The organism is Sinomonas notoginsengisoli (genome assembly GCF_021554725.1).
GTDB lineage: Bacteria > Actinomycetota > Actinomycetes > Actinomycetales > Micrococcaceae > Sinomonas > Sinomonas notoginsengisoli.
Genome location: NZ_JAIZDP010000008.1, coordinates 56,579 through 75,507 on the forward strand (window position 1 = coordinate 56,579; position 18,929 = coordinate 75,507).

Here is an 18,929-nt window from a genome sequence, read left to right on the forward strand (position 1 = left end):
CTCCTCAATGCGGCTACCCGCCGTGGTCGTTGGGCGGTCCGGCTCTGGCATGGCCGGCTGCTGGCCCCCACAGCGCACCCGTGTGAACCTCCACCCGGACGCGGACAACGCTCCCGGGTATCTCGACTTCGCAGCCCACCAGGGTAGCGCCGTTGAGACTGGCTACATCCTGGGCCGTGGCACATGCGCTGCCAAGGCGCAGACCGCGCTCGGTGTCCGCTGCGGCGAGCGCGGAGAGATCCGCTGCCGCCGCGGCCCTGGCTGACGCGGCGAGGGCCTGGCCAAGGAGCACGACAGCTGCACAAGCGGCGATCAGGACCAGCCCCACCCCGAGCGCGAGCACCGTGCCCGACCCGCGCTCGTGCTGATCGCGGTGAGCCCGCAGCCCACCGAGCCCTCGCCGCCAGGCCTGACTCCTGTAGGTCATCGGCCACCTTCCACACTGAGGCTGGCCTTGGCGTTGGCCTGCAGTCCCGCCAGCGCGGCCACAGGTCCGGGCACAGGGACGGTAACCCGCACGGTGACGATCCCGGTCGAGGACTCGATGGCATGTTGGGCCTCTGGCCCCGCCACCCGCGCAACCTCCTGCGCCACCGCGGCGGCCGCCTCTCCTCGGGCAATGGCCCTGGCAGCGGCGCGTGCAGACTCCTCGGCCCTGACCTGACACATTGCTGCCGTTCCAGCGCTCAGGAGCATGCCCAAAAGCAGAATGACTGCGGGCACAGCCACGGCGAACTCCGCCGTGACCGAGCCCCGCAGGGGCGCCCGGCCTCCGATCCTGCCGGCGCCCCCGCGAGCCCGATTCACGGGAGTGCGAGGGCCGCGCGGATGATTCCGAGGAGGAAGCCTCGGACCTCGTCGCTTCGCATGATCACCACGAGGAGGCCTGCGAACGCCACTGCGCCGAGAGTCGCCAATTATAGGGAGGTGCGGGCGCTAACCCCCGGGGCCCGCGAGAGTGAAAGGAGTGCCCGGCAATGTGCAACGACAAGCGCCTAGCGCCCGAGGTACTGAGGAAGATGCCTTGTCTGGTCCAGCTCGCCGACTACGCGCACGAGAACGGCCTCGAGACCCGGGCCGTACTTGATGCAGCGGCGGCGGATGCTGCTGAGAACCGCTCGGCGTGGGGTGATGGCAAACAAGGCGACGACGACCGGCCTTCGGCTTGATGTACGCTTGCCCGAAGCTGCGGCGCGTCTCGTATCCCCCATGCGGACGCGCCGTCGCTTCTCACTCTGCGGGGCTCAGGCGGGGGCCCTTTTTCGTCAGACGTCGGGAGCTTCCCCTGGGTCCTGCATCAATGCCCAAAGCTCGCGGTCGTGCGCCTCATAGCCTGATCGGCCGAGATTCTCGAGGGGGTTGTCCGGCAGCCGAAATGCATAAGCCTCATTGTTAAGCTTCTTGCCTTGGGTGCCCTTGCGCATCGACTCGAGTATGCGCTCTGACATGTCCTGATCGACCCGTCGCATGAGGGTACGCATGCCCTGGATGTCGTCCTCATTCATGGGCGGTACGTCCCGTTCTCGCTCCATGCGTCTCTTCCCCTCGATGTGCTCGCCGAGACGGAGCTGCCACCCGATCTGATGAATGTGGCCGACCACGGCCCGAACAATCTGCGCGTCGGCAGTGTCCTGGGGCGTGATCGGGTCGCCTGCCGGGCTTACATCCACATAGAACCCGCGCTGCTTGAACGTGTTGTGGTCGCGCTTCCACTCATCGATAGTGCCGAGTACCCTTTCGTTCTCTTCCGGGAGAGGCCAATCGCTGCCGAACCAGTACTGCTCGCGCACGAGGAAGCCATGCACCTCGTCGAGCTTGAGGACATGATCGCCCCACAACCTCCGGAGGCCCGCGTCCAGGAATGCCTCTCCCTCAGGGACGTCGGCCATGCGAACACGGCGATTGTGCAGAGCGATCGCCTTCCCGGACTCCTCCATGCCGAGAATCGCAAGCGAGCGGGCCAGCGTGACATTGCCGGAGTCGAGCATTGTCAGCGCGGCGTGGAGGAGCTGATCGGCGTTCGCGAGCAGGGCATCCTGCAGTGCAATCACCTGTGCGGGAGACAGGTCTGCGGGTAGATGTGATTTGCGGGCCATGGGCCAATTCTCTGCCAGAGGTCCGACACCACACGGAAGCCATGAGCGACGAGTTCTTTTAGAAGGGGACGGTCCCCTAGCCGCGGTGGACCGTCCCCTTCGTTTGGGGGGGCGGCGCTGGCGGGACTCCGGGCGAGGGGGTGAAAGGGCCCCTCTCGTCCCGCCATCGTTCCCCCACCCGGCCCAGCTCGGCCCGGTGGGGGTGGCGTTGACGCCGCGGTCTGTCAGAACGTCGGCGCGATCAGGCCGTTGCCGGCCGTCGTGTCCACGCCGCCGACCTTCGCGACCGCCTGCGGGTACCTCCCGGCCGTGAAGGCGACATACCCGTAGACGACGAGCTTCGTCGTCAGCGACCCGCCGGTGGTCTGCTCGAAGGACAGCTGCCGGGGCATCCCGTCGCCGTCCTCCCACAGGAGCAGCTGGTCCGCGTCCACGGAGAGCACCAGGTCCTCGCTGAGCGTGCCCACGGTGGTCGGGACGTTCAGGTCCAGCAGGACCGGGAGCCCCGAGTTGTGGACGCCCACGAACGGGGTCTCGACGTTCGCGAGGTCCTGGTTGCCGAGCCCGCCCTGGGCGATCGTGTTGTACGCGACGTTCAGGTTGGACTGGACGATGGGCCGGTTGGTCGTGTCCACGAGGCCGCACAGCCACGACCAGCGCCGCGGGTGCATCACGAGGAGCTCGGGCGCGAGGCCCATGCCCGCGGAGTACACCGCGTTGTTCGCGCCGGCGACCTTGAGGTTGAAGTTCGCCGGCCCGGCCACGGCGCCGAACGCCGTCGCCGCGCCGATACCGGCCGTGTTCAGGATGCCCAGGGCCTGGCCTGCTGCGCCCGAGCCGTTGATGATCTGCGTGTCCTCGGCCGCGGCGTAGGCCTTGACGAGGTCCATGTAGATCAGCTGGTCCACGCCCGCGCCGCGCTCGAGGGACTGGCGGGACACGTCCTGCGCGCCGGCGATTGTCACCACGGGCACGGTGAGGTTCGCCCACACCTCGTCCGTGGAGGACACCGCCGAGTTCTCGGACGACTGCACGGCCGCGGACGCGCCGGTGGTGCCGCGCGGGATGACCAGGGACATGCCCTGCTCGGGGATCGGCAGGCGCTGGACCACGTTCGCCAGCGGGCGGCCGTTGCGGAGCACGAGGGCCGCCTGCTCGACGAGGTACTGGGGCACGACGAGGCCGGCGAACGAGCCGGTGGACGTCGCGCGGGCGCTCATCTCGCGGTGGTGCTCGACCTCGCGCGCGTGCCGCTCGACGCGGTCGCGCGCGCCCCCGTCGGTGCCCTGCATGAACCGGAACGCGTCGGCGAAGAACGAGATGCCCTGCGCGTTCGTCCGCCGGTCGTACGTACGCGGCTCGCGCGTGTCCCCGGTGCGGATGACCGAATCGTAGGCGCGGCCCCCGACCCGGTACTCGTACTCGCCGCCGCCGACGCCTGCCGCGCGGGTCGCCGCGGCCGTGGGGACCACCTGCGCCTGCGCGCGGCGGACCTCCTCGTCGGCCTCCTGCTCGGCCTCGTACATGCGGAGGCGGTCCTTCATGGTGTCGAGCTCGCCGTCGAGCGCGTCCTTCTGGGCGCGCACCGCGCGGACCTGGGCGGGGTCGACCTCACGGCCGGCCGCCTGCGCGTCACGGAAGCCGGCGAGCTGGTCTGCGAGGCCGTTGCGCGTCGCGAGCGTGCGCCGGATGCTGTCCTTCGTGGTCTGGATCACTTCAGGGATGGTAGTCATGGCAAACACTCCCCGTGGGGATAGATGGGTTGCTGAAAGAGGGTGAAGCCTCGAGCCGGGGCGCACCAGGACCGGCACCGTGGGTGCGGGCACTGTGGCGCGCGTGTCGTGCTTCGCGGGAGGATAGCCGCACTCCCATGCCCAGACGGGGGACCCGTAGGTTCCACCCCGCGCGAGCCTGGCCACCAGATACCGGCCGTCGCTGGCTATCCGGTCGCCGACACGAGGCTCCTCTCGGAGGGCGGAGGCCGTAGCGCCCGTTGACGCCCGGGGCGCCCCGTGTAGCTGTAGCACAGATTCTACGCCTCGAACTACAAAGGTGTAACTAATTGCGGCGAGCAAGTCGTAGACTCAGGCCACAGCCACCACACACGTGGCGGGGGGAGCCGGGGGTTCACGTCTGATGCAGTTTAGGGTACTCTAAAGTGGATCGAACGATAGTGGTCAAGGGTTCTTGCCACGAGATCGCGTGCGCGGTCATCAAGGACGGCCGTTCGCCTGCGGGTGAGGCGCTGAATCAGTTGACCCAGGGGATGTGGGAGGCCGACCCGGATGCCGAGACTCTACCGGACGACGCTCAAATTTCCGACGCCGATCTGTTCTTGACTGGACTGGAGTTTTTCGCAAACAACGGGGTGCCTCATAGCCCGTCCGTCAAAATGAACTCGCTTAATTATGGGATCTGGGAGTTCAAGGTCCGTCGGAAGAGATTCTCGTTCTATGAAACGGATGGGCGAGGCGGCAAATTCGACACGAGAAAGATCACCGATCGCGATCAAAGCCTCGATCCTTATGATGAATACTTCTGGCACGTACCCGATTTTCAGAAGCTCATTCGTTTGGGCCATTGCTTCGGCAAGGATACTCAGTCAACGACTGATAAGGACCTGAGGCGTTGTCGACAGGTGAGACAGGAGGATCTGGAACATGACCGCGGATAAGCCAACGCTCATTGAGCAGCGACAATCTTCTAACTCTGGGCGACTCGGCATAGCCGCTGCCCGGCTTGCTGTGCAGGCGGCCCATCTCCTGAGTTCAGCGTTTGCTGCCCGTCGCGATATTGACCAGAAATCGCTTGCTGAGTTGATTGGCGTTTCCGAGGGCCGTGTCTCGCAGGTTCTACATGGGGATGGAAACGTTCATGTTGCAACACTGGCCAGATACCTCGCCGCACTCGGGTACGAGATCGAGATTACGGCTAAGCCAGTCGAGCCTAGTGCGCAACCACTAGAGTCTCCCCGCCGATCCTCGCGGGGCGTCAGGCGACGTGATGAGCAGGCATTCCGCCAGGCACTCCACCAGTACAAGGTCAAGGTTGCGAGAGGCTGGGACGTGCGGGACGAGACTCTCTTAGTTGCCGGTCATTCGGGTACTCATGCCCCAGTGTTCCTGGAGGCTCCGGTTAGGGTGTCAGTGGGGACACTCCAGGAGCTCTCGCAGCCCTCACGTGCGGCTGAAGATATGCGGCTGCGAACGCCTGAAGTATCGGGGACACTGTGACTGCCACCCAGACCATGAACGACATTCTTGTATTGCAGGGTGTTTATCTATATGAGGCCACTGCAGTTCGCTATGATGGCGTGGCGTGGAGCGAGCCTATGGACTTATCGATTTCCATTGAAAATGGAACTGCGATTCTAGATGACGGAATGGTGGAGGCCCGTAGCGTCTGCTCGTTCAGAGTGAAGAATGGTGACGACGATTTCGCTCTCTTGATCTCGCAGTACCGGGCCAGATTCAACGTCACGGGTTCATCTGATAACATCGATCTCTCTGAGGGATCGCCGTTGGGAGCAGACGTCAACGCATGGATGCTGAATTACATCTACCCATATCACCGTCAGCTGATTTCTGATATGAATTCGAGAATGGCTCTTCCTCCGTTTCCGTTGCCGACTTTCGATGGACGGCAGTTCCAAGGGATGCAGTCCTCGAACTAATCACTGAGCCTTGAATACGCTACGTTAGGCCGGGTCAGATCGGGGAGAGAAAAACTGGTCGACTGGCGTGGGTCTGCCGCGTGCTCGATTCCTAAAAAACCTGGGCCGTGGCGCGCCCAGTGCGCTGCTGTGGGCGCTGGAGGGGGCGGATGCGCCCGAGTGCACTGCTTGGGCATGTGGGCGGCCCTGCGGGGCGTGTGGCGCGTCTGGCTCACGCTGGCGCGTCCCCGCCCGGTCGTGCCTGCCCGGGGCCGTCGCCGCCGAACGCCTCGCGTGCCTGTCCGCTGTCCGCGCCGGCGATCTCCACCCATCTGCGGAAGGCCTCGAGCGCTGCAGCCTGGGTGCCGTGGTGCTGGTGCATGGCGGCGGCGAACCAGGGCAGCAGCGTCATGGTGACGGCCTCGGCCCATCGCCGCCGCGCGGCGGGGTCTGCCTCGCGTCTGAGCTGGCGGTAGAGGGGCACGGGATCTTCGCCGTTGAGCATGGTGGTGGCGAGCGCCTGCGCGTCGCGCATGATCGCCTGGGGGTCGAGGGTCATCGGTCTGCTTCCTGGTGAGTGCTGGTGTGCAGCGCGTCGAGGGTGTCGGCGAGAGCGGAGGCGAGGCGGTAGGCGGCTGGGAGGTCGAGGAGGATGCGGGCCCTGCCTCCGGTCATGATCAGGACGCCGTCGTGCTGTTCGCCGACAGTGTCGGTGAGCCCGGCGGAGCGGACGTGGACGGTCGTGCTGTCCTCCTGTGCCCGTCCCCAATCATCGCGGCGGGCTTGATATCGGGGCCGGTGTGCCGGGCGTTCCATGGGTCCTCCTGTGTGTCGGCCAGCTGAACGAGTCGCCGGTTGGCGATGCGGAGCTGCCTGTTCGCCGCATCGAGGCGTTCGGCGAGCCACTGCAGCTCGCGGCGGGTGAAGGGCTCGAGCCAGGGCCGCGGTGCCCAGTCCGGCGGGACTGTGTCGGTCATCGGGTGCTCCTCGGCTCGAAGCTCGCGCGCGTTACTCGGGATGATAATAATAATTCTTATTCTCATTTATTATTATGAAATTCCGATTGGTGAGATTGAAAACTGGGGCGAGTACAGAATCGGGTCGGGTCGGGTCGGGTCGGGTGGGGTCGGGCCGGGTCGGGGTAGCGTTACTAACGCCGTTACTAACGCGTTACGTAACCCGTTACGTCACGCCTTACGCTGCCGGAAGCGCTGCTGCCGCTCCCGTTGCTTGCGTCTGCGCTCCATGACATCCGCGGCCTGTTCCTGGTCGACCCAGTCGAGAATGTAGGTCCCCTCGGCGTGCACCCACAGGCCCGCGGCGACGAGCTCCGGGATCGCCTCCGGGTGGCTGAGTATCCTGCCGAGCAGTGCGGGGTCCGCCGGCAGCACGCCGTCCGTGAGCTGCCGGTTGCACCAAACGAGCGCCTCCACATGCGTCCTGAAGGCGGCGTCCGAGAGGCCGAGGACTTTGGGCCTGTCCACGAAGTCGTCCGAGAGCCTGGTCCAGGTCATGCTGCCTGGCCCCGGTCTGCGCGCGGGCGGAGGAGGGCTGCGATCGCGTCAATCTGCTCGGGCGTGAGCGCGGGGGCAGCAGCCACGACCTGCTCGACATACGCCTCGAGCTGCGCTGCGTACTCCTCGATCGTCATCGCGCCGCCGCCTCCCGGCGGAACGCGGCCTCGACCTCGGCGGGGTTGAAGCGGAGCTGCCGGCCGACCCGGTACGGGGTCAGGACGCCGCGCTGGACGAGATTGCGGACGGTCCGCTCCGAGACGCCCCAGTTGAGCGAGATGTCCTTGGTCGAGCTGTACTCACGGCGCTCGTCGGCTTCGTTCTTGGCCATGCTGCAATTAGGCGCCGCTTCGGGCTTTCGGCGGTAACTGGCGTCAGATTCTGCTCCATCCAGAAAGCGCTTTCCGCCACGGACGGCGCGGGATCGCAGGGGCTTTGCACCAACTAACAGATGTGGATAATCACGGCTGCTTCCACTCGAAACGCACCTGCTCGGGGCGGAAGCGGACGCCGTTCCCGGCCGGGTGCAGCTCGACGCGGGCCACGAGCCTCCGCAGGATGTCCCGCTTGGCGGTCAGCGGTGCGGCGTCCCACGCCTGACCGAGGTCGTCCGCCGCGATGATCGCTGAGAGGGCGTCGGCTCCCTCAGCGCGGCGGATCTCGTCCTCCACGCCAGTGAGCTCGGCGGTCAGTTTCGCGGACTGGGCGCGCACCGCTGCGACGCCGAGCACGCCGTCCGCGAGGAGGGCGGCGAGGGCGTCACGGCGGTCGCGGAGCCCGGCGGCCCTTGCCCGGAGCGAAGCGAGGTCATCGTTGCGCGGGAGCACCTTCGCTGCGACTGGCCGGAGCCTGGCGAGGACGAGCGCCCGCACGAGGTCGTCGATCGGGGCGCGCTGCCGCTGCACGTGGCCGCTCGGGCACCTGTAGATCGGGTTCCCGTCGCCGCGGCCGTGGCAGGGCTTCCCGCACACGCCGCAGGTGAGTATCCCAGCGAGGAGGTGGCGGACCGCCCGGTCCGGTGGCGGGAGCCGGTTGGGGTCCTTGAGCCGGTTCTGGAGCTGCTCGAACGTGTCCTCGCTGAGGATGGGCTCCCACTGGCCGGCGGCGACGTCGCGGCCGCGATGGAGGCGGCGGCCGATGTAGCGGCGGTTCGCGAGGACGCGGGTCACGCTCCGGATGGACCAGGAGCCGCCCCTCGTCGTCGTGTGCCGTTCGTTCCAGTCGCGCGTGACGGCGGCAAGGCTGGCGCCCTCGAGGATCGCCTGGGCGCCGCTGCGGATCGATGCGGCCTCGTCCTCGACGACGACGACAGCGCCGTCGCGGAGGTCGTAGCCGAAGGGCCGGACGCTCCAATAACTCGACCCGGCCGCGGCGCGCTGCTCGTTCGCGCGGCGCTGCCGCTGGCCCTTGTGCTTGACCTCCATCGCGGCGATCGACGTCAGGATCTCGGCGACGGCGACGCCCGATGGGTCCGCCATGTTGAGCGAGGTCCCATGGACCGAGACGACCTCGAGGGCGTGGGGCTGGCCAGCGTCGATAACGCGTGCGAGGTCGCGGGTCGTTCTGCTGAGCCGGTCGAGGTGCCACACCACGAGCCGCGTCACGCGGCCGGTTGCGATCTCGGCGAGGAGGGCCTCGAAGCCGGGGCGGGCCCTGCCCGTGCTGGCGGAGAGGTCGTTGTCCTGGAACACCCGCGGCTTCGCCCACCCCTTGAGCTTCGCGAGCGCGAGGGTGTCCTCCTTCTGCCGGGTAACGGCCACGGCATCACCGGTGGCGTCCCTCGACTGCCGCACATACACCGCGGTTCCGCTCATGCTCTCATTTTAGACGAGAGAACTGCCGAACTATAGACATCTCGCCTAGCGTCGCAATCGCATACTCGGCGGTGGCCATCCCCTGCTGACCGGCAGCCCGGGATTTCATCCACACGCGTAGCAGCCGCAACCGGACGGCGGCCCATCGGTGTACGGCTCGGCGGCCCGCGCGTCCGGACTGGTGCGGGACGGAGGCCAGTCGAGACAGGGTTCCGGTGCTCATGTCAGGGGCGACGGTCGAGCCTTGGAGGCAATCGACTCCCAAGTCCGGCATTCGATGGGGCGCCGCGTCCGGCTGCGGGCACGGGGCGGCTGCGGCAGCCGCGAAGAGCCCGATGACCCGGCCCCCGCTGTCCGTGGGATGGATCGACGCTGGGCTGGGTCCGGAAGTGGCCGCCAGCTCGAGGAGCGTGTGGTCAGGGGAGCTGTGGGGGACAGTGTGGTTGGTTCTTTGAGCCATTGCGGACATGGTCATCCTCCTTGCAGATCTTGCTCTGGCCTTCCGTACGGTGACGGTTGGCCCGGACGTGGGTCATGTGCCGATCGGCAGGACCCGTGGCACCTCGCACCGCCAGCGCAGCCGGTGGCGTCTGAGGATGCCGCCTGCCCGATAGGCAGGAGTCTTCGTGGCCAGTTAGCCGGTGGGAATCATCGCGAGCAGAACCGGGACTACCCCCAGGCACAGGAAGGCGGGGAGCGAGCAGACCCCGAGGGGTATGACCAACCGGACCCCGAGGGCACCTGCGCGCTTCTCAAGCTCGCGATGACGGGTCCTGCGCAACTGTCGGGCTCGGGCGAAGAGGAGCTCAGCGGACGGTGCGCCTGTCGAGGCCGCGAAGTGGAGGGCGGCGCGCAGCTGGCCTGCGTCAGCACCGGGCTCGGTCTCCGGCCACGCGTGGTCCCAGTCGGCGCCAAGCTGAAGCGCCGCGGCCGCCCTTTCGAGGGCCTCCCCAGAGGCACCGGCAACGCGCGAGGCGATCTCCAGTGCGCGGGGCAACGCGAGCCCTGCCTGCAGCATCGTGCCGAGCAGTTCAAGCAGGAGTGGTACCTCGTCCTGTCCGGGGAGGGCACCACGATTTCCTCGTGTTGTCTCCAAGCCGCTGCCCAGGACAGGTGGCCCGGACCCCCGGGTATCGCTCGAACGCCCCGACGCGCCCGATCTGTGCGTGCTCATCGCGCGAAGCCTCTGGGCAGGTCCCGAGGAGGCCAAGGACGTACCCGCCACGATGCACACAACGCTCAGGATCCCTATGAGACTCATCGGGTCTCCGATGCAGAACGAACCAGCCTCGCAGACCACGACCGGCCAGCAACGGTGAGCGCTCCCCCAACAGCCAGGCACAGCGACCCAAGCGGTGTCGAAAGCAGCACGCCGAGGGGATCGGCTCCCATGAGCATCCCGAGACCCAGTCCTGCCAGGGGCAGGACGCTCAGTACTTGGGCTGTGGCACGCGGGCCTGCGAGAGCGACAGCACGCGCGGCCGCTGCATCGGCGTCCGCTTCCAGCTGGGCGGCGACCCGATCCAGAACACCTGCCAAAGGGCTTCCTGAGGCCTCAGCGGTCTCAATGCAGGCGGCGACGCTGGACCAGACGCCGGCTTGGGCGGTCGTCGCGGGGCGGCGGCTCCCACCGCTATCGCGGCCAGCTGTGCAGGCGTCCTGGATGGCCGCAGCAGCTGGGCGGCCGAGCGCCGCAGCGCGTGAGGCCGAGCCGAGGACCCGGGCAGTAAGGTCTTCAGGCACGGACCGCGCACCCACGCACATCGGCCATCGACCCTGATCCGAAGGGGCCGTGGCATGAGTGCCCGGCATGACGTACATCTCCGCAGCCTGGCGCCACATCTGCTCGGGGCTCCTTCCTGCTCGTAGCAGTGCCGCGAGCTGGGCCACGAGGAGGGAGGCCCGCTGCAACTCGTGGTCGGGTCCGGGGGGCTTTGGCTTCGGCCGCAGGAAACCTCGACGGCCTCGGGTGGCGGGGTGTCCCGATGCGGCGGCCCGGGGCAGTGGCTTGTCCGGCCACCATGAAATTGCGGTGGGTCGGGCCGCCTGCGCTGTCAGGCACCATCCAGTGAAGAGCGCTGCAGCCAGCGCAATGGCGCCGACGATCGCGCCGCTCATGGGACCGACTCCAGAGTAGGTCCCAGCCCCAGAAGGGCCGTGAGCCGGTCCCATCCGGCTCCGCGTTCAGAAACATTCGCCACGGCGTCCCGTCGGACGAGGCCGTCCTCGACCCTGAGCCCGTCCGGCCCATGGGATACGACAGCGATGCTCGCCACCCGTCGGCCCGTATTGGTCCGCTCGAGGTGCACCACCGCATCGAGAGCGCTGGCGGCCTGGAGTGCGGTGGCCTCGGCACTGAGCCCCGCAAGAGCTCCCAGGGCGGCCAAGCGGGCCACAACAGATCCGGCTGAGTTGGCATGGACTGTGCCAGCACCGCTGTGCCCTGTGTTCAGTGCCGACAGGAGTTCCCGCACCTCGGCGCCGCGGCACTCGCCCACCACAAGCCAGTCGGGACGCATGCGCAGCGCTTCGCGGACGAGGTGTGCGAGGTCCACGCTGCCGGTACCCTCGACATTGCTGTGGCGCGCCTCGAGGCAGACCGTGTGCCCGTGCTGTGGTGCGAGTTCGGCGGCATCCTCTACAAGGACGATCCGGTCCGTGGCCGGCACGAGGCCCAACAGGGCACTGAGCAGAGTCGTCTTGCCTGAGCCGGTCGCCCCGCTCACAAGGAAGCTCCTCCGTTGGGCCACGAGGGCCTCGAGGACCCGTCGTTGGTCGTTCAGGACGCACCCTGTGTGCTCGAGCTCGTCGAGGCTCATCGTCTTCTCCCGCGCGATGCGCACCGAGAGCAGCGTGCCACTCGTCGAGACTGGCGGCAGGACCGCGTGCACCCGGTAACCGCCGGGCAGGCGCACGTCCACACACGGGCTCGAGTCGTCCAGCCGCCGCCCTCCCGCCGCCACAAGCCTCACAGCGAGCGCCCTGATGGCCTCCTCAGAGGGGAACGAAACCGAACTGCGCTCGAGGCCATTCCCACGATCCAGCCAGACCTCGTCGGGTGCGTTGACGAAGAGGTCTGTGACACCGGGATCGTTGGCCAGCGGCTGCAGAGGTCCCAGCCCGCGCAGTTCGGCGGTGATCAGCTCGACGGCTGCGAGGGCGCCCGACGTCCCGAGCAGTCGGCCGCTGTCCTGGACCGCGGCGGCAATGCGCGCCGGTGTCACAGGTCCAGACTGTGCCAGAACCGAACGGCGGACGGTGTCGAGGAGGTCTGGATCGAGGCCGCGCATGCCCCTCACCGCGCTGCCCGCCGCCCGCGCCCGGCGAGGCGCGCACCCAAGGCGATCGCCGCGGCGTCATCCGCCCGGTCCCCGAGGTCACGGTCCAGAGCTCCCTCAAGGACCGCGCTGGCGAGCCGATGAACGGATTTGAGACGGGAGAGCTCTAGGAGGCGACCCGCGTCGGCCGCGGGCGCGGCACGCCGGATGTGTGGAAGGCGCCCCACGAGGGGACATCGCATCAGATCGGCGAGCTGCTCGGCATCGACGGCCTCCGCTGTGGGGCCTCGCACTACAGCTCCAAGTGGAACCGGCGGAAGCTCGTGAGTGATCTGTGTGGCCGAGAGAGCACCCCTCAGCGTCCCGGGGACCACGAGGAGAATCCGGTCACTCGTCCACGCGAAGTCCTCGAGCCCCTCCCGTCCCCGGCCCACATCGACCACCACGAGCTCGTAGGCGGCCCGGGCAGCGTCGATGACGCCGGCCGTGGCTGATCGGGGGACGCGTTGTGCAGACCCTTCGCCAGCTGGCCACGAAAGGACCGACATGCCTCCGATGCGGGGCAATGACGCCGCCAACTGCGCTGGATTGATGGCCCCGCTCGCTGAGCCGAGGTCGGGCCACCGTAGCCCTTCGACGGGGTGAGCGCTCACGGAGGCCTCGAGTCCTCCGGCTAACCGGTCGCCGTCCACGAGCAGCGTCCCCACCCCGGTGAGCGAGGCCGCGCCTGCGAGGAGAGCCGCCGTGGTGCTCGCACCGGCGCCACCGCAGCCCCCCAGGACCGCGAGAACGGTTCCCATTGAGCCTTCAGCGTTGCGCCTTCCGAGGAATTCCACGAGCCAGGCTGCAGCCTCCGGCAGCTCGGCGACGTGGTCGATCCCGATCTGGGCGGCTCGTTCCCAGAGCGCCTGCCGCTGGTCGGACCTCCCGAGAAGCACTGCAGAGCCAAGGCGCTGCGGCGGAACCTCGACGACGTCGGGCCCGACCAGAACGAGTTCTGCACGGTGCCAGACATCTGGGAAGTCCTCGACCTTGCGCACGCCCTCGAAATGGACTCCCGCAACGGCCGCTACACGGGCGCAATCGTCTCGGAGCGCATCGTCAGCGGTGACGCAGCACACTACCGTCCCGGAGTCCGGGAGCCACGCCTCGCCTACCGCCGCACTTCCCTGCACATTCCCTGCCATGCGCCCAGCCTTCCGTGACGCCGTGACCACCGGAACCTGCACGGACCGCTATGTGGACGACACACCGTGCCAGCGGCTGTGGAGGACGAGTGGGCCTTCAGATCCAGCGAGAATGGAGGGATGTACGAGCTCGTCGCCTCTGATCCGGACAGCGGCCGCGTACTCATACAGCGCTTGGATCGGACGGGACGTCCGACGGCAGACGCCAGAGCCGTCCCGCCCGCAGACCTACCGCAGGCAGTTCGGCTGATCGAGGAGAGCGAGCACCCCCGGTGGGTGTGGGAGCGGACCACAGAGTGGTACCCGGCGCTGCTGGCGGCGGGGGTCGAGGTCGCACGCTGCCACGACCTGTCCCTGTGCGCCGCGATTCTCATGCACTCCGCCTATACCGCGTCGAGCAGATACACGCCGGGCATCGCTGTGACCGGCATGCATGAGGCAGAGCAGGCCGCCGCCGCGCGGAACCCCGGCCCGGTACCGGCGCTTCGACAGGACGTCCTCTTCGAGCAGGCGGGGCCTACGGGCCCGGGTCCTGATGTCCTGGCGGCCGAACTTCGCAGCCAGCTGCACGCAGTTTCCCTCTCACCCGAAGCGCGGCGCCTCACACTCCTGCTCGCGGCGGAATCCGCGGGGTCGCTCATTGCGGCCGAGATGCAGGACGCAGGCGTCCCGTGGGATGCCGGAGTCCACGACGCCCTCCTCACCGAGCGGCTCGGGCCGCGCCCTCAAGGATTCAATCGCCCAGACCTTCTCGAGGCCAAGGCAGCTGAGCTCCGCGAACTGCTCGGAGCGCCGGGACTCAACCCGGATTCCCCGCAGGATCTCGTGCGCGCACTCCACAGGGCAGGCATAGAGACTCGCAGCACCCGGGCTTCCGAACTCCGCCACCACACACACCCGGCGATCCAGCCACTTCTGGAGTACAAGAAGATGGCCCGCCTCTTAGGCGCCAACGGCTGGGGATGGCTGGACACATGGGTCACGGGCGGACGCTTCCGTCCTGAATACGTGGTGGGCGGGGTCGTCACGGGCAGGTGGGCGTCTCGGGGAGGGGGGCCATGCAGATTCCCGCTGAGGTTCGTGCCGCTGCGCGTGCCCTGCCTGGGCATCGGCTCATCGTCGCGGACGCCTCCCAGCTCGAGCCTCGCGTCCTCGCCGCGCTCGCCGGAGACGAGGCGATGGCGGCTGCGGCCCGAGGGCGCGACCTCTACGCGGGAATCGCTGCTGCCGGCTTCGGCGGGGACCGCTCGCAGGCCAAAATAGCCCTCCTCGGGGCAATCTACGGCTCGACAACAGGTGAATCGGGGCGCCTCATGCCGTAGCTCACCCGCCTCTACCCTCGCGCCGTCGCCCTCGTCGAGCAGGCCGCCCGCGACGGCGAGCGCGGGCTCCCCGTCACGACGCGCCTCGGCCGAAGCACGCCCCCTCCGTCCAGTCGTTGGTCCGCGTCGCAGCGCACCACTACGGCCGAGGAGCAGCGCGTGGCCGACGCAATCGCGAGGGACCGGGGCAGGTTCACACGCAACTTCGTCGTCCAGGGCACGGCCGCGGAGTGGGCTGAGTGCTGGATGGCAGACCTGCGGGGCAGGCTCCGCAGGATCAGCGCAGAGGGGCTGAGGGCTGAACTCGTCTACTTCCTGCATGACGAAGTGGTGGTCCATGCCGAAGAGGCGGCAGCTGCGGCGTGCGCCGCTGCGGTGCAGGACGCGGCCGATGCGGCGGGAACGCTCCTGTTTCCCGGGGCACCCGTCGGGTTCCCACTCAGCGTTGCCGTGGTGGATCGTACGATCAGGCAAAATAGGCCATCCCCTGACGTCACCACGACGGGTCCGCCCGGTTATCCACATAACGCACGACGGCGTCGCATCGCCTTCCGCTGCACCCCTACCTTGGTGGGGACACAGGACTTTCTGGGGGAAGGCGTCAGCAGATGACAACCATTGTGGTCGACCCGCAGCGGCTCGTAGAGTGCGCCCACCACGTGGCTGGCGCCCAGAGCAAGATTCTCACGGCGATGGATGTCCTCGCGGGGGGTCTGTCGGGAAGTGGCGGCATGGCTGGGGCCGATCCCGCTGGCACGGACTGGTCCGCTGCCTACGATCCAGCGGCCGCACATCTCCTCGCACTCGCTGCCGAGGTGTCGGACCGTCTGGGAGCGCATGTCGGAGCCCTCAACGAGTCGGCAGCGGCATACCAAGGAACCGAGACGTGGTTCAACGGAAGCACTTCAGGAGACCTGGTCCCCGCGCTTGCCCATGATGGGGCCACCAGACGGGCCCTTCCCGAAGCGCGGGGCGGGATTCCCTTTGCCGCCCACGACCAGGTGACCCAGATGCTGGTCAATGTGGTCGGGACAGTCTGGCCGAACGGTGACACGGACCGCCTCCGGGCGGCATCGGTCCACTGGAGTGCCATGGCAACGACTCTGGACTCGGCTGCCCTCATCTCGCTCTCCATGGCCGCGCAGTCGCTGGAGGGACAGTGGTCGCCCGCCGTCTTCGCCGCCGTCGACCGCGAGCGGGAGTTCGACTCTGCCCTCAAAGATCTCTGTGAGGGCGCCGTCCAGCTCTCAGAGGCGTGCGCCGGCCTCGCCTACCACATCGACTCCACTCACCACGAGGTGCAGAAGGAGGTCGCTTCGCTCGCCACGGAGATCGGCGTGACGATGGTCATCTCGACGTTGACCTCTGTGATCTCTGCGGGGGCCAGCACAGTGGTCGGAGGTCTAGTGGTAGGCGGTCGAGTGGGGGTGACAATCGCCCGGGTGAGCGCCATGTTCCAGCGGCTTGCGGCGCTTGCGCGGCCGATCGCGGACAAGGTCGCCCGGCTCAAGGGCGCTCTCGAGAGGCTCGCAGGCCGCATCGGGCGCTGGGCCGCGCCACGACTGCCCCAACCCCTGCGCCAGGTTCCCGTCGACCGCCTCGCCGAGAGGGCACAGAAGCTCACCGACAATTGGTGCGTCTCCCTTCTGACCCAAGGCCCGGCGGCCGCTCTCAGCAAGGCCCTCGAGAAGCCGGCGGCAGCACTCGGCACGCGCCTCGGTGAATCGGCGGCGCGGCGGGCGCTGGTCTTAGGGTGGCGGTGGGATGTTCCTGGCCTCCGCAGCGCTCTCGCACGGACCGCGGCCAATGCTGAAGCGCCCTCGGCCCCTACCAGTGCCGCGCACCCGGTACCACTTCCCTGCGAACGGGCCGACAGACGCTCCGATGGGAGCCCGCGGATTGCGCGCTGGTCGTCACGCCCTGGCGAGGCTGTTGCCCACGCCATGGAAGGTGGCAGAGCCACCGGCGGCGACCGGCTTGCCCGTGTGCTCAACGTCCCAGCTGGTTCTGCCAAGTCCGGCCTGGCGACAGGCGTCGAACAAGCGATGGGCACGAACGCCGAATCCAATGGGGAGACCGAGCACAGCGAGGCACCGGGCACCGAAACCGTTCAGGAACGCAACGGCTCCGGGATTTCAGCTGCGCACTTGAGGACCATCGCTCTCCCGGGAACGGAAGGTGCCCCCTCTGGGGGACTGGCGATGGTTGGCCTGACGCCCGTGCTAGAAGTCGATCTGCTCGAGAAGAGGCTCGCGATTCCCTTGGGCATCGACATCGACGTCACGCTGCCCGGTCCGGCAGGGCAGCTCCTGGACGCCGGGCTGAATGCGGCAAAGGCGGCAGACCTGGGGGACAACTGGTGGAAGGAGCGATATGAAACGGCCGCAGCATCCAGGCCCCAGATGCGCTAAGCCGTGCGCCCTGTGCACTGCCTGACACACCAGGAGACGGATAAATCAGACAGATGCATTAGGCGAGGCCAAGAGAAGGCATTCGGAGGCGCCACAGTTACATGTCCAGCCGGTGCTCCCGCGCCTTGTCCCACGGCACCGCCCAGCCCAAGGCGTTGAAGAGCGAATCGAGGACCATAGCCGTGAAGCCCCAGACAAGGACGTCGTTGACGAGGAATCCTGGGCTTGCAAATCGGGCCCCCCCACGATGAAGGACCACGGTGACCCGGTTGTCGGGGTCGAGGAGGTCCCGCACGGGGGTCCGGAAGACCTGAGCGGACTCGCCATAGTCAACGACATCGACAGGAGAGGGCGATGCCCACCACCCGACCACCGGCGAGACCAGGAACCTGCTGACGGCCATGCCGAGGGGCGGTAGTTCGCCCAGCACCTCAACGCCCTCCGGGTCCAGGCCGGTCTCTTCACGTGCCTCTCGGAGCGCGCAGTCCACGAGCGTGGCATCCTCGGGATCCTTGCTGCCGCCGGGGAATGCAACCTGTCCCGGGTGGGAGCCGAGGTTCGCAGCCCGTTCGAGGAGCAGCACGTCGAGGTCGGCCGGGGCAAGCGGGCGACGGGACACCGCCGGGACGTGGTCCAAAATGCCGAACAACACGAGGACCGCGGCTTGCCGGTACCCCTCGGGGAGTGTGGCTGGATGCCAGCGGCGGTCGAACGGGTCAACGTCGCCTGAGAGGATCCTGCTGACCAGGTCCCGGAGGTCGGACCGGGCGCTCACCCCTCGTCACCTGGGTTCGGGGCCGTGGCGGCAGTATTCCGGCTTACGGGCGCGGTAGCCGCGATCGCCGCTTGGGCGGCCTCGGTTCGCTGGCGGATCTCCGCAGCGGACGCCACATTGGCCACCATCTCGGCCTGGAGCAATTCCCTGCCCGGGGCCAGCTCGAAGCGGAGCAGCTTACGGGCTTTGACAGGATCGGTCTCGCCTTCCCCATACGAAGGGCAGAGCGAGGCCACGGCGCAGGCCCCGCAGGCCGGTCTGCGGGCGAGGCACACGCGCCGCCCGTGGAACACGACGCGGTGGGAGAGCATGGTCCAGTCCTGTGGCTCGAAAAGTCCCATGACGTCGCGCTCAATCACGACCGGATCATCCGAAACCGTCCAGCCGAACCGCTTCGCGAGACGCGCGAAATGGGTGTCCACCGTGATGCCAGGGACTCCGAAGGCGTTGCCGAGCACCACGTTCGCCGTCTTCCGCCCCACCCCTGGGAGTGTGACGAGCTCCGCGAGAGTGCCGGGCACCACGCCATCGAACTCGTCGACGATCTTCTGCGCCAATGTGTGGATACTTCTCGCCTTGGCCCGGAAGAACCCGGTCGGGCGGATGATCTCCTCGATGTCCGCGAGCTCGCCCTCCGCCAAGGCCTGCGCATCGGGATACCGAGCGAAAAGAACCGGTGTCACCTGGTTCACGCGGACGTCGGTGGTCTGAGCGCTGAGGACAGTGGCCACGAGAAGCGCGAACGGGTTCCGGAAGTCCAGCTCGGCGTGCGCGTAGGGGTACACCTCCCCGAGAATCCTGTTGATCCTGCGGGCGCGCCGCTTGAGCGCGAGGGGCGACTCGTCGGGGCTCATGCGCCGCCGACACCGCGGAGGCGCGC

General features: G+C 67.8%; 21 protein-coding genes and 2 pseudogenes. 6 read left to right on the forward strand and 17 right to left on the reverse strand.

Annotated elements, in window-relative coordinates:
- Positions 1–13: 13 nt before the first annotated feature.
- The 3 genes and pseudogenes from LF262_RS13145 to LF262_RS13155 form a co-directional block, all read right to left on the reverse strand.
- Positions 14–427 carry an Rv3654c family TadE-like protein gene (locus LF262_RS13145; RefSeq protein ID WP_235780851.1) on the reverse strand — a complete coding sequence of 138 codons (414 nt, stop codon included), beginning with the start codon at positions 425–427 and terminating at the stop codon, positions 14–16.
- Positions 424–807, reverse strand: coding sequence for a TadE family type IV pilus minor pilin (locus LF262_RS13150; protein ID WP_308190536.1), 384 nt, complete (start codon positions 805–807; stop codon positions 424–426). Before LF262_RS13150 ends, LF262_RS13145 begins: the two co-directional genes overlap by 4 nt.
- Positions 804–917, reverse strand: a pseudogene (locus LF262_RS13155) (DUF4244 domain-containing protein); the annotation flags it as partial. The gene LF262_RS13150 and the pseudogene LF262_RS13155, both read right to left, overlap by 4 nt.
- Before the next feature lie 60 nt (positions 918–977).
- Here LF262_RS13155 and LF262_RS13160 point away from each other — a divergent pair.
- On the forward strand, positions 978–1,169 hold the full coding sequence (locus LF262_RS13160; protein ID WP_235780853.1) for a hypothetical protein: 192 nt from the start codon (positions 978–980) through the stop codon (positions 1,167–1,169).
- A 96-nt stretch (positions 1,170–1,265) separates the two neighbouring features.
- On the opposite strand, the gene LF262_RS13165 is transcribed toward LF262_RS13160, so the two are convergent.
- The gene (locus LF262_RS13165; RefSeq protein WP_235780854.1) at positions 1,266–2,096 is read right to left on the reverse strand and encodes an AbiV family abortive infection protein; all 831 of its coding nucleotides are present in this window, start codon (positions 2,094–2,096) and stop codon (positions 1,266–1,268) included.
- Between the two features lie 224 nt (positions 2,097–2,320).
- Positions 2,321–3,829: a phage major capsid protein gene (locus LF262_RS13170; RefSeq protein WP_235780855.1), complete on the reverse strand. Its 1,509-nt coding sequence runs from the start codon at positions 3,827–3,829 to the stop codon at positions 2,321–2,323.
- Positions 3,830–4,254: 425 nt separating this feature from the next.
- On the opposite strand from LF262_RS13170, the gene LF262_RS13175 reads away from it, so the two are divergent.
- From LF262_RS13175 to LF262_RS13180, 3 genes are read left to right on the forward strand one after another with little or no spacing between them, the layout of a single operon-like run.
- Complete coding sequence (locus tag LF262_RS13175; RefSeq protein WP_235780856.1) at positions 4,255–4,770, forward strand: hypothetical protein; 516 nt, start codon at positions 4,255–4,257, stop codon at positions 4,768–4,770.
- Positions 4,757–5,329 (forward strand): helix-turn-helix domain-containing protein, encoded by a 573-nt coding sequence (locus LF262_RS17240; protein WP_372462779.1) that lies wholly within the window; start codon positions 4,757–4,759, stop codon positions 5,327–5,329. The genes LF262_RS13175 and LF262_RS17240 overlap by 14 nt, the downstream gene beginning before the upstream one ends.
- Complete coding sequence (locus LF262_RS13180) at positions 5,326–5,769, forward strand: hypothetical protein (RefSeq protein ID WP_235780857.1); 444 nt, start codon at positions 5,326–5,328, stop codon at positions 5,767–5,769. Before LF262_RS17240 ends, LF262_RS13180 begins: the two co-directional genes overlap by 4 nt.
- A 211-nt stretch (positions 5,770–5,980) precedes the next feature.
- Here LF262_RS13180 and LF262_RS13185 read toward each other — a convergent pair whose 3' ends face one another.
- The 10 genes from LF262_RS13185 to LF262_RS17135 form a co-directional block, all read right to left on the reverse strand.
- Positions 5,981–6,307, reverse strand: a complete 327-nt coding sequence (locus tag LF262_RS13185) for a hypothetical protein (RefSeq protein WP_235780858.1) — start codon at positions 6,305–6,307, stop codon at positions 5,981–5,983.
- Positions 6,304–6,564, reverse strand: a complete 261-nt coding sequence (locus LF262_RS13190) for a hypothetical protein (RefSeq protein WP_235780859.1) — start codon at positions 6,562–6,564, stop codon at positions 6,304–6,306. Before LF262_RS13190 ends, LF262_RS13185 begins: the two co-directional genes overlap by 4 nt.
- A 371-nt stretch (positions 6,565–6,935) precedes the next feature.
- On the reverse strand, positions 6,936–7,262 hold the full coding sequence (locus LF262_RS13195) for a hypothetical protein (protein ID WP_235780860.1): 327 nt from the start codon (positions 7,260–7,262) through the stop codon (positions 6,936–6,938).
- Positions 7,259–7,399: a hypothetical protein gene (locus tag LF262_RS13200; RefSeq protein WP_235780861.1), complete on the reverse strand. Its 141-nt coding sequence runs from the start codon at positions 7,397–7,399 to the stop codon at positions 7,259–7,261. Before LF262_RS13200 ends, LF262_RS13195 begins: the two co-directional genes overlap by 4 nt.
- Positions 7,396–7,593, reverse strand: a complete 198-nt coding sequence (locus LF262_RS13205; protein WP_235780862.1) for a helix-turn-helix domain-containing protein — start codon at positions 7,591–7,593, stop codon at positions 7,396–7,398. Before LF262_RS13205 ends, LF262_RS13200 begins: the two co-directional genes overlap by 4 nt.
- Positions 7,594–7,723: 130 nt before the next feature.
- Entirely contained in the window at positions 7,724–9,076 is a 1,353-nt protein-coding gene (locus LF262_RS13210; protein ID WP_235780863.1) for a recombinase family protein, read from the reverse strand.
- A gap of 634 nt (positions 9,077–9,710) precedes the next feature.
- Positions 9,711–10,250, reverse strand: coding sequence for a type II secretion system F family protein (locus tag LF262_RS13215; protein ID WP_235780864.1), 540 nt, complete (start codon positions 10,248–10,250; stop codon positions 9,711–9,713).
- A gap of 940 nt (positions 10,251–11,190) precedes the next feature.
- Positions 11,191–12,366 carry a TadA family conjugal transfer-associated ATPase gene (locus LF262_RS13220; RefSeq protein WP_372462780.1) on the reverse strand — a complete coding sequence of 392 codons (1,176 nt, stop codon included), beginning with the start codon at positions 12,364–12,366 and terminating at the stop codon, positions 11,191–11,193.
- Positions 12,367–12,371: 5 nt separating this feature from the next.
- Positions 12,372–13,541, reverse strand: a complete 1,170-nt coding sequence (ssd, locus tag LF262_RS13225) for a septum site-determining protein Ssd (RefSeq protein ID WP_235780865.1) — start codon at positions 13,539–13,541, stop codon at positions 12,372–12,374.
- A gap of 582 nt (positions 13,542–14,123) precedes the next feature.
- Positions 14,124–14,381 (reverse strand): hypothetical protein, encoded by a 258-nt coding sequence (locus tag LF262_RS17135; RefSeq protein ID WP_308190537.1) that lies wholly within the window; start codon positions 14,379–14,381, stop codon positions 14,124–14,126.
- Between the two features lie 218 nt (positions 14,382–14,599).
- Here LF262_RS17135 and LF262_RS17140 point away from each other — a divergent pair.
- Positions 14,600–15,475, forward strand: a pseudogene (locus tag LF262_RS17140) (DNA polymerase).
- Positions 15,472–17,274, forward strand: coding sequence for a WXG100-like domain-containing protein (locus LF262_RS13235; RefSeq protein WP_235780866.1), 1,803 nt, complete (start codon positions 15,472–15,474; stop codon positions 17,272–17,274). The pseudogene LF262_RS17140 and the gene LF262_RS13235 overlap by 4 nt, the downstream one beginning before the upstream one ends.
- 97 nt (positions 17,275–17,371) lie before the next feature.
- On the opposite strand, the gene LF262_RS13240 is transcribed toward LF262_RS13235, so the two are convergent.
- Together LF262_RS13240 and nth are read right to left on the reverse strand one after the other, a co-directional pair.
- Positions 17,372–18,049, reverse strand: a complete 678-nt coding sequence (locus LF262_RS13240) for an NUDIX hydrolase (protein ID WP_235780867.1) — start codon at positions 18,047–18,049, stop codon at positions 17,372–17,374.
- Positions 18,046–18,903 carry an endonuclease III gene (gene nth / locus LF262_RS13245; RefSeq protein WP_235780868.1) on the reverse strand — a complete coding sequence of 286 codons (858 nt, stop codon included), beginning with the start codon at positions 18,901–18,903 and terminating at the stop codon, positions 18,046–18,048. Before nth ends, LF262_RS13240 begins: the two co-directional genes overlap by 4 nt.
- Positions 18,904–18,929: the final 26 nt, after the last annotated feature.

Coding starts and splice junctions, on each gene's coding strand:
- LF262_RS13145 (WP_235780851.1), bottom strand. CDS start 427: ATGACCTACAGGAGTCAGGCCTGGCGGCGAGGGCTCGGTGGGCTGCGG.
- LF262_RS13160 (WP_235780853.1), top strand. CDS start 978: ATGTGCAACGACAAGCGCCTAGCGCCCGAGGTACTGAGGAAGATGCCT.
- LF262_RS13165 (WP_235780854.1), bottom strand. CDS start 2,096: ATGGCCCGCAAATCACATCTACCCGCAGACCTGTCTCCCGCACAGGTG.
- LF262_RS13170 (WP_235780855.1), bottom strand. CDS start 3,829: ATGACTACCATCCCTGAAGTGATCCAGACCACGAAGGACAGCATCCGG.
- LF262_RS17240 (WP_372462779.1), top strand. CDS start 4,757: ATGACCGCGGATAAGCCAACGCTCATTGAGCAGCGACAATCTTCTAAC.
- LF262_RS13185 (WP_235780858.1), bottom strand. CDS start 6,307: ATGACCCTCGACCCCCAGGCGATCATGCGCGACGCGCAGGCGCTCGCC.
- LF262_RS13190 (WP_235780859.1), bottom strand. CDS start 6,564: ATGGAACGCCCGGCACACCGGCCCCGATATCAAGCCCGCCGCGATGAT.
- LF262_RS13195 (WP_235780860.1), bottom strand. CDS start 7,262: ATGACCTGGACCAGGCTCTCGGACGACTTCGTGGACAGGCCCAAAGTC.
- LF262_RS13200 (WP_235780861.1), bottom strand. CDS start 7,399: ATGACGATCGAGGAGTACGCAGCGCAGCTCGAGGCGTATGTCGAGCAG.
- LF262_RS13205 (WP_235780862.1), bottom strand. CDS start 7,593: ATGGCCAAGAACGAAGCCGACGAGCGCCGTGAGTACAGCTCGACCAAG.
- LF262_RS13210 (WP_235780863.1), bottom strand. CDS start 9,076: ATGAGCGGAACCGCGGTGTATGTGCGGCAGTCGAGGGACGCCACCGGT.
- LF262_RS13215 (WP_235780864.1), bottom strand. CDS start 10,250: ATGAGCACGCACAGATCGGGCGCGTCGGGGCGTTCGAGCGATACCCGG.
- LF262_RS13220 (WP_372462780.1), bottom strand. CDS start 12,366: ATGCGCGGCCTCGATCCAGACCTCCTCGACACCGTCCGCCGTTCGGTT.
- ssd (WP_235780865.1), bottom strand. CDS start 13,541: ATGGCAGGGAATGTGCAGGGAAGTGCGGCGGTAGGCGAGGCGTGGCTC.
- LF262_RS13235 (WP_235780866.1), top strand. CDS start 15,472: ATGACAACCATTGTGGTCGACCCGCAGCGGCTCGTAGAGTGCGCCCAC.
- nth (WP_235780868.1), bottom strand. CDS start 18,903: ATGAGCCCCGACGAGTCGCCCCTCGCGCTCAAGCGGCGCGCCCGCAGG.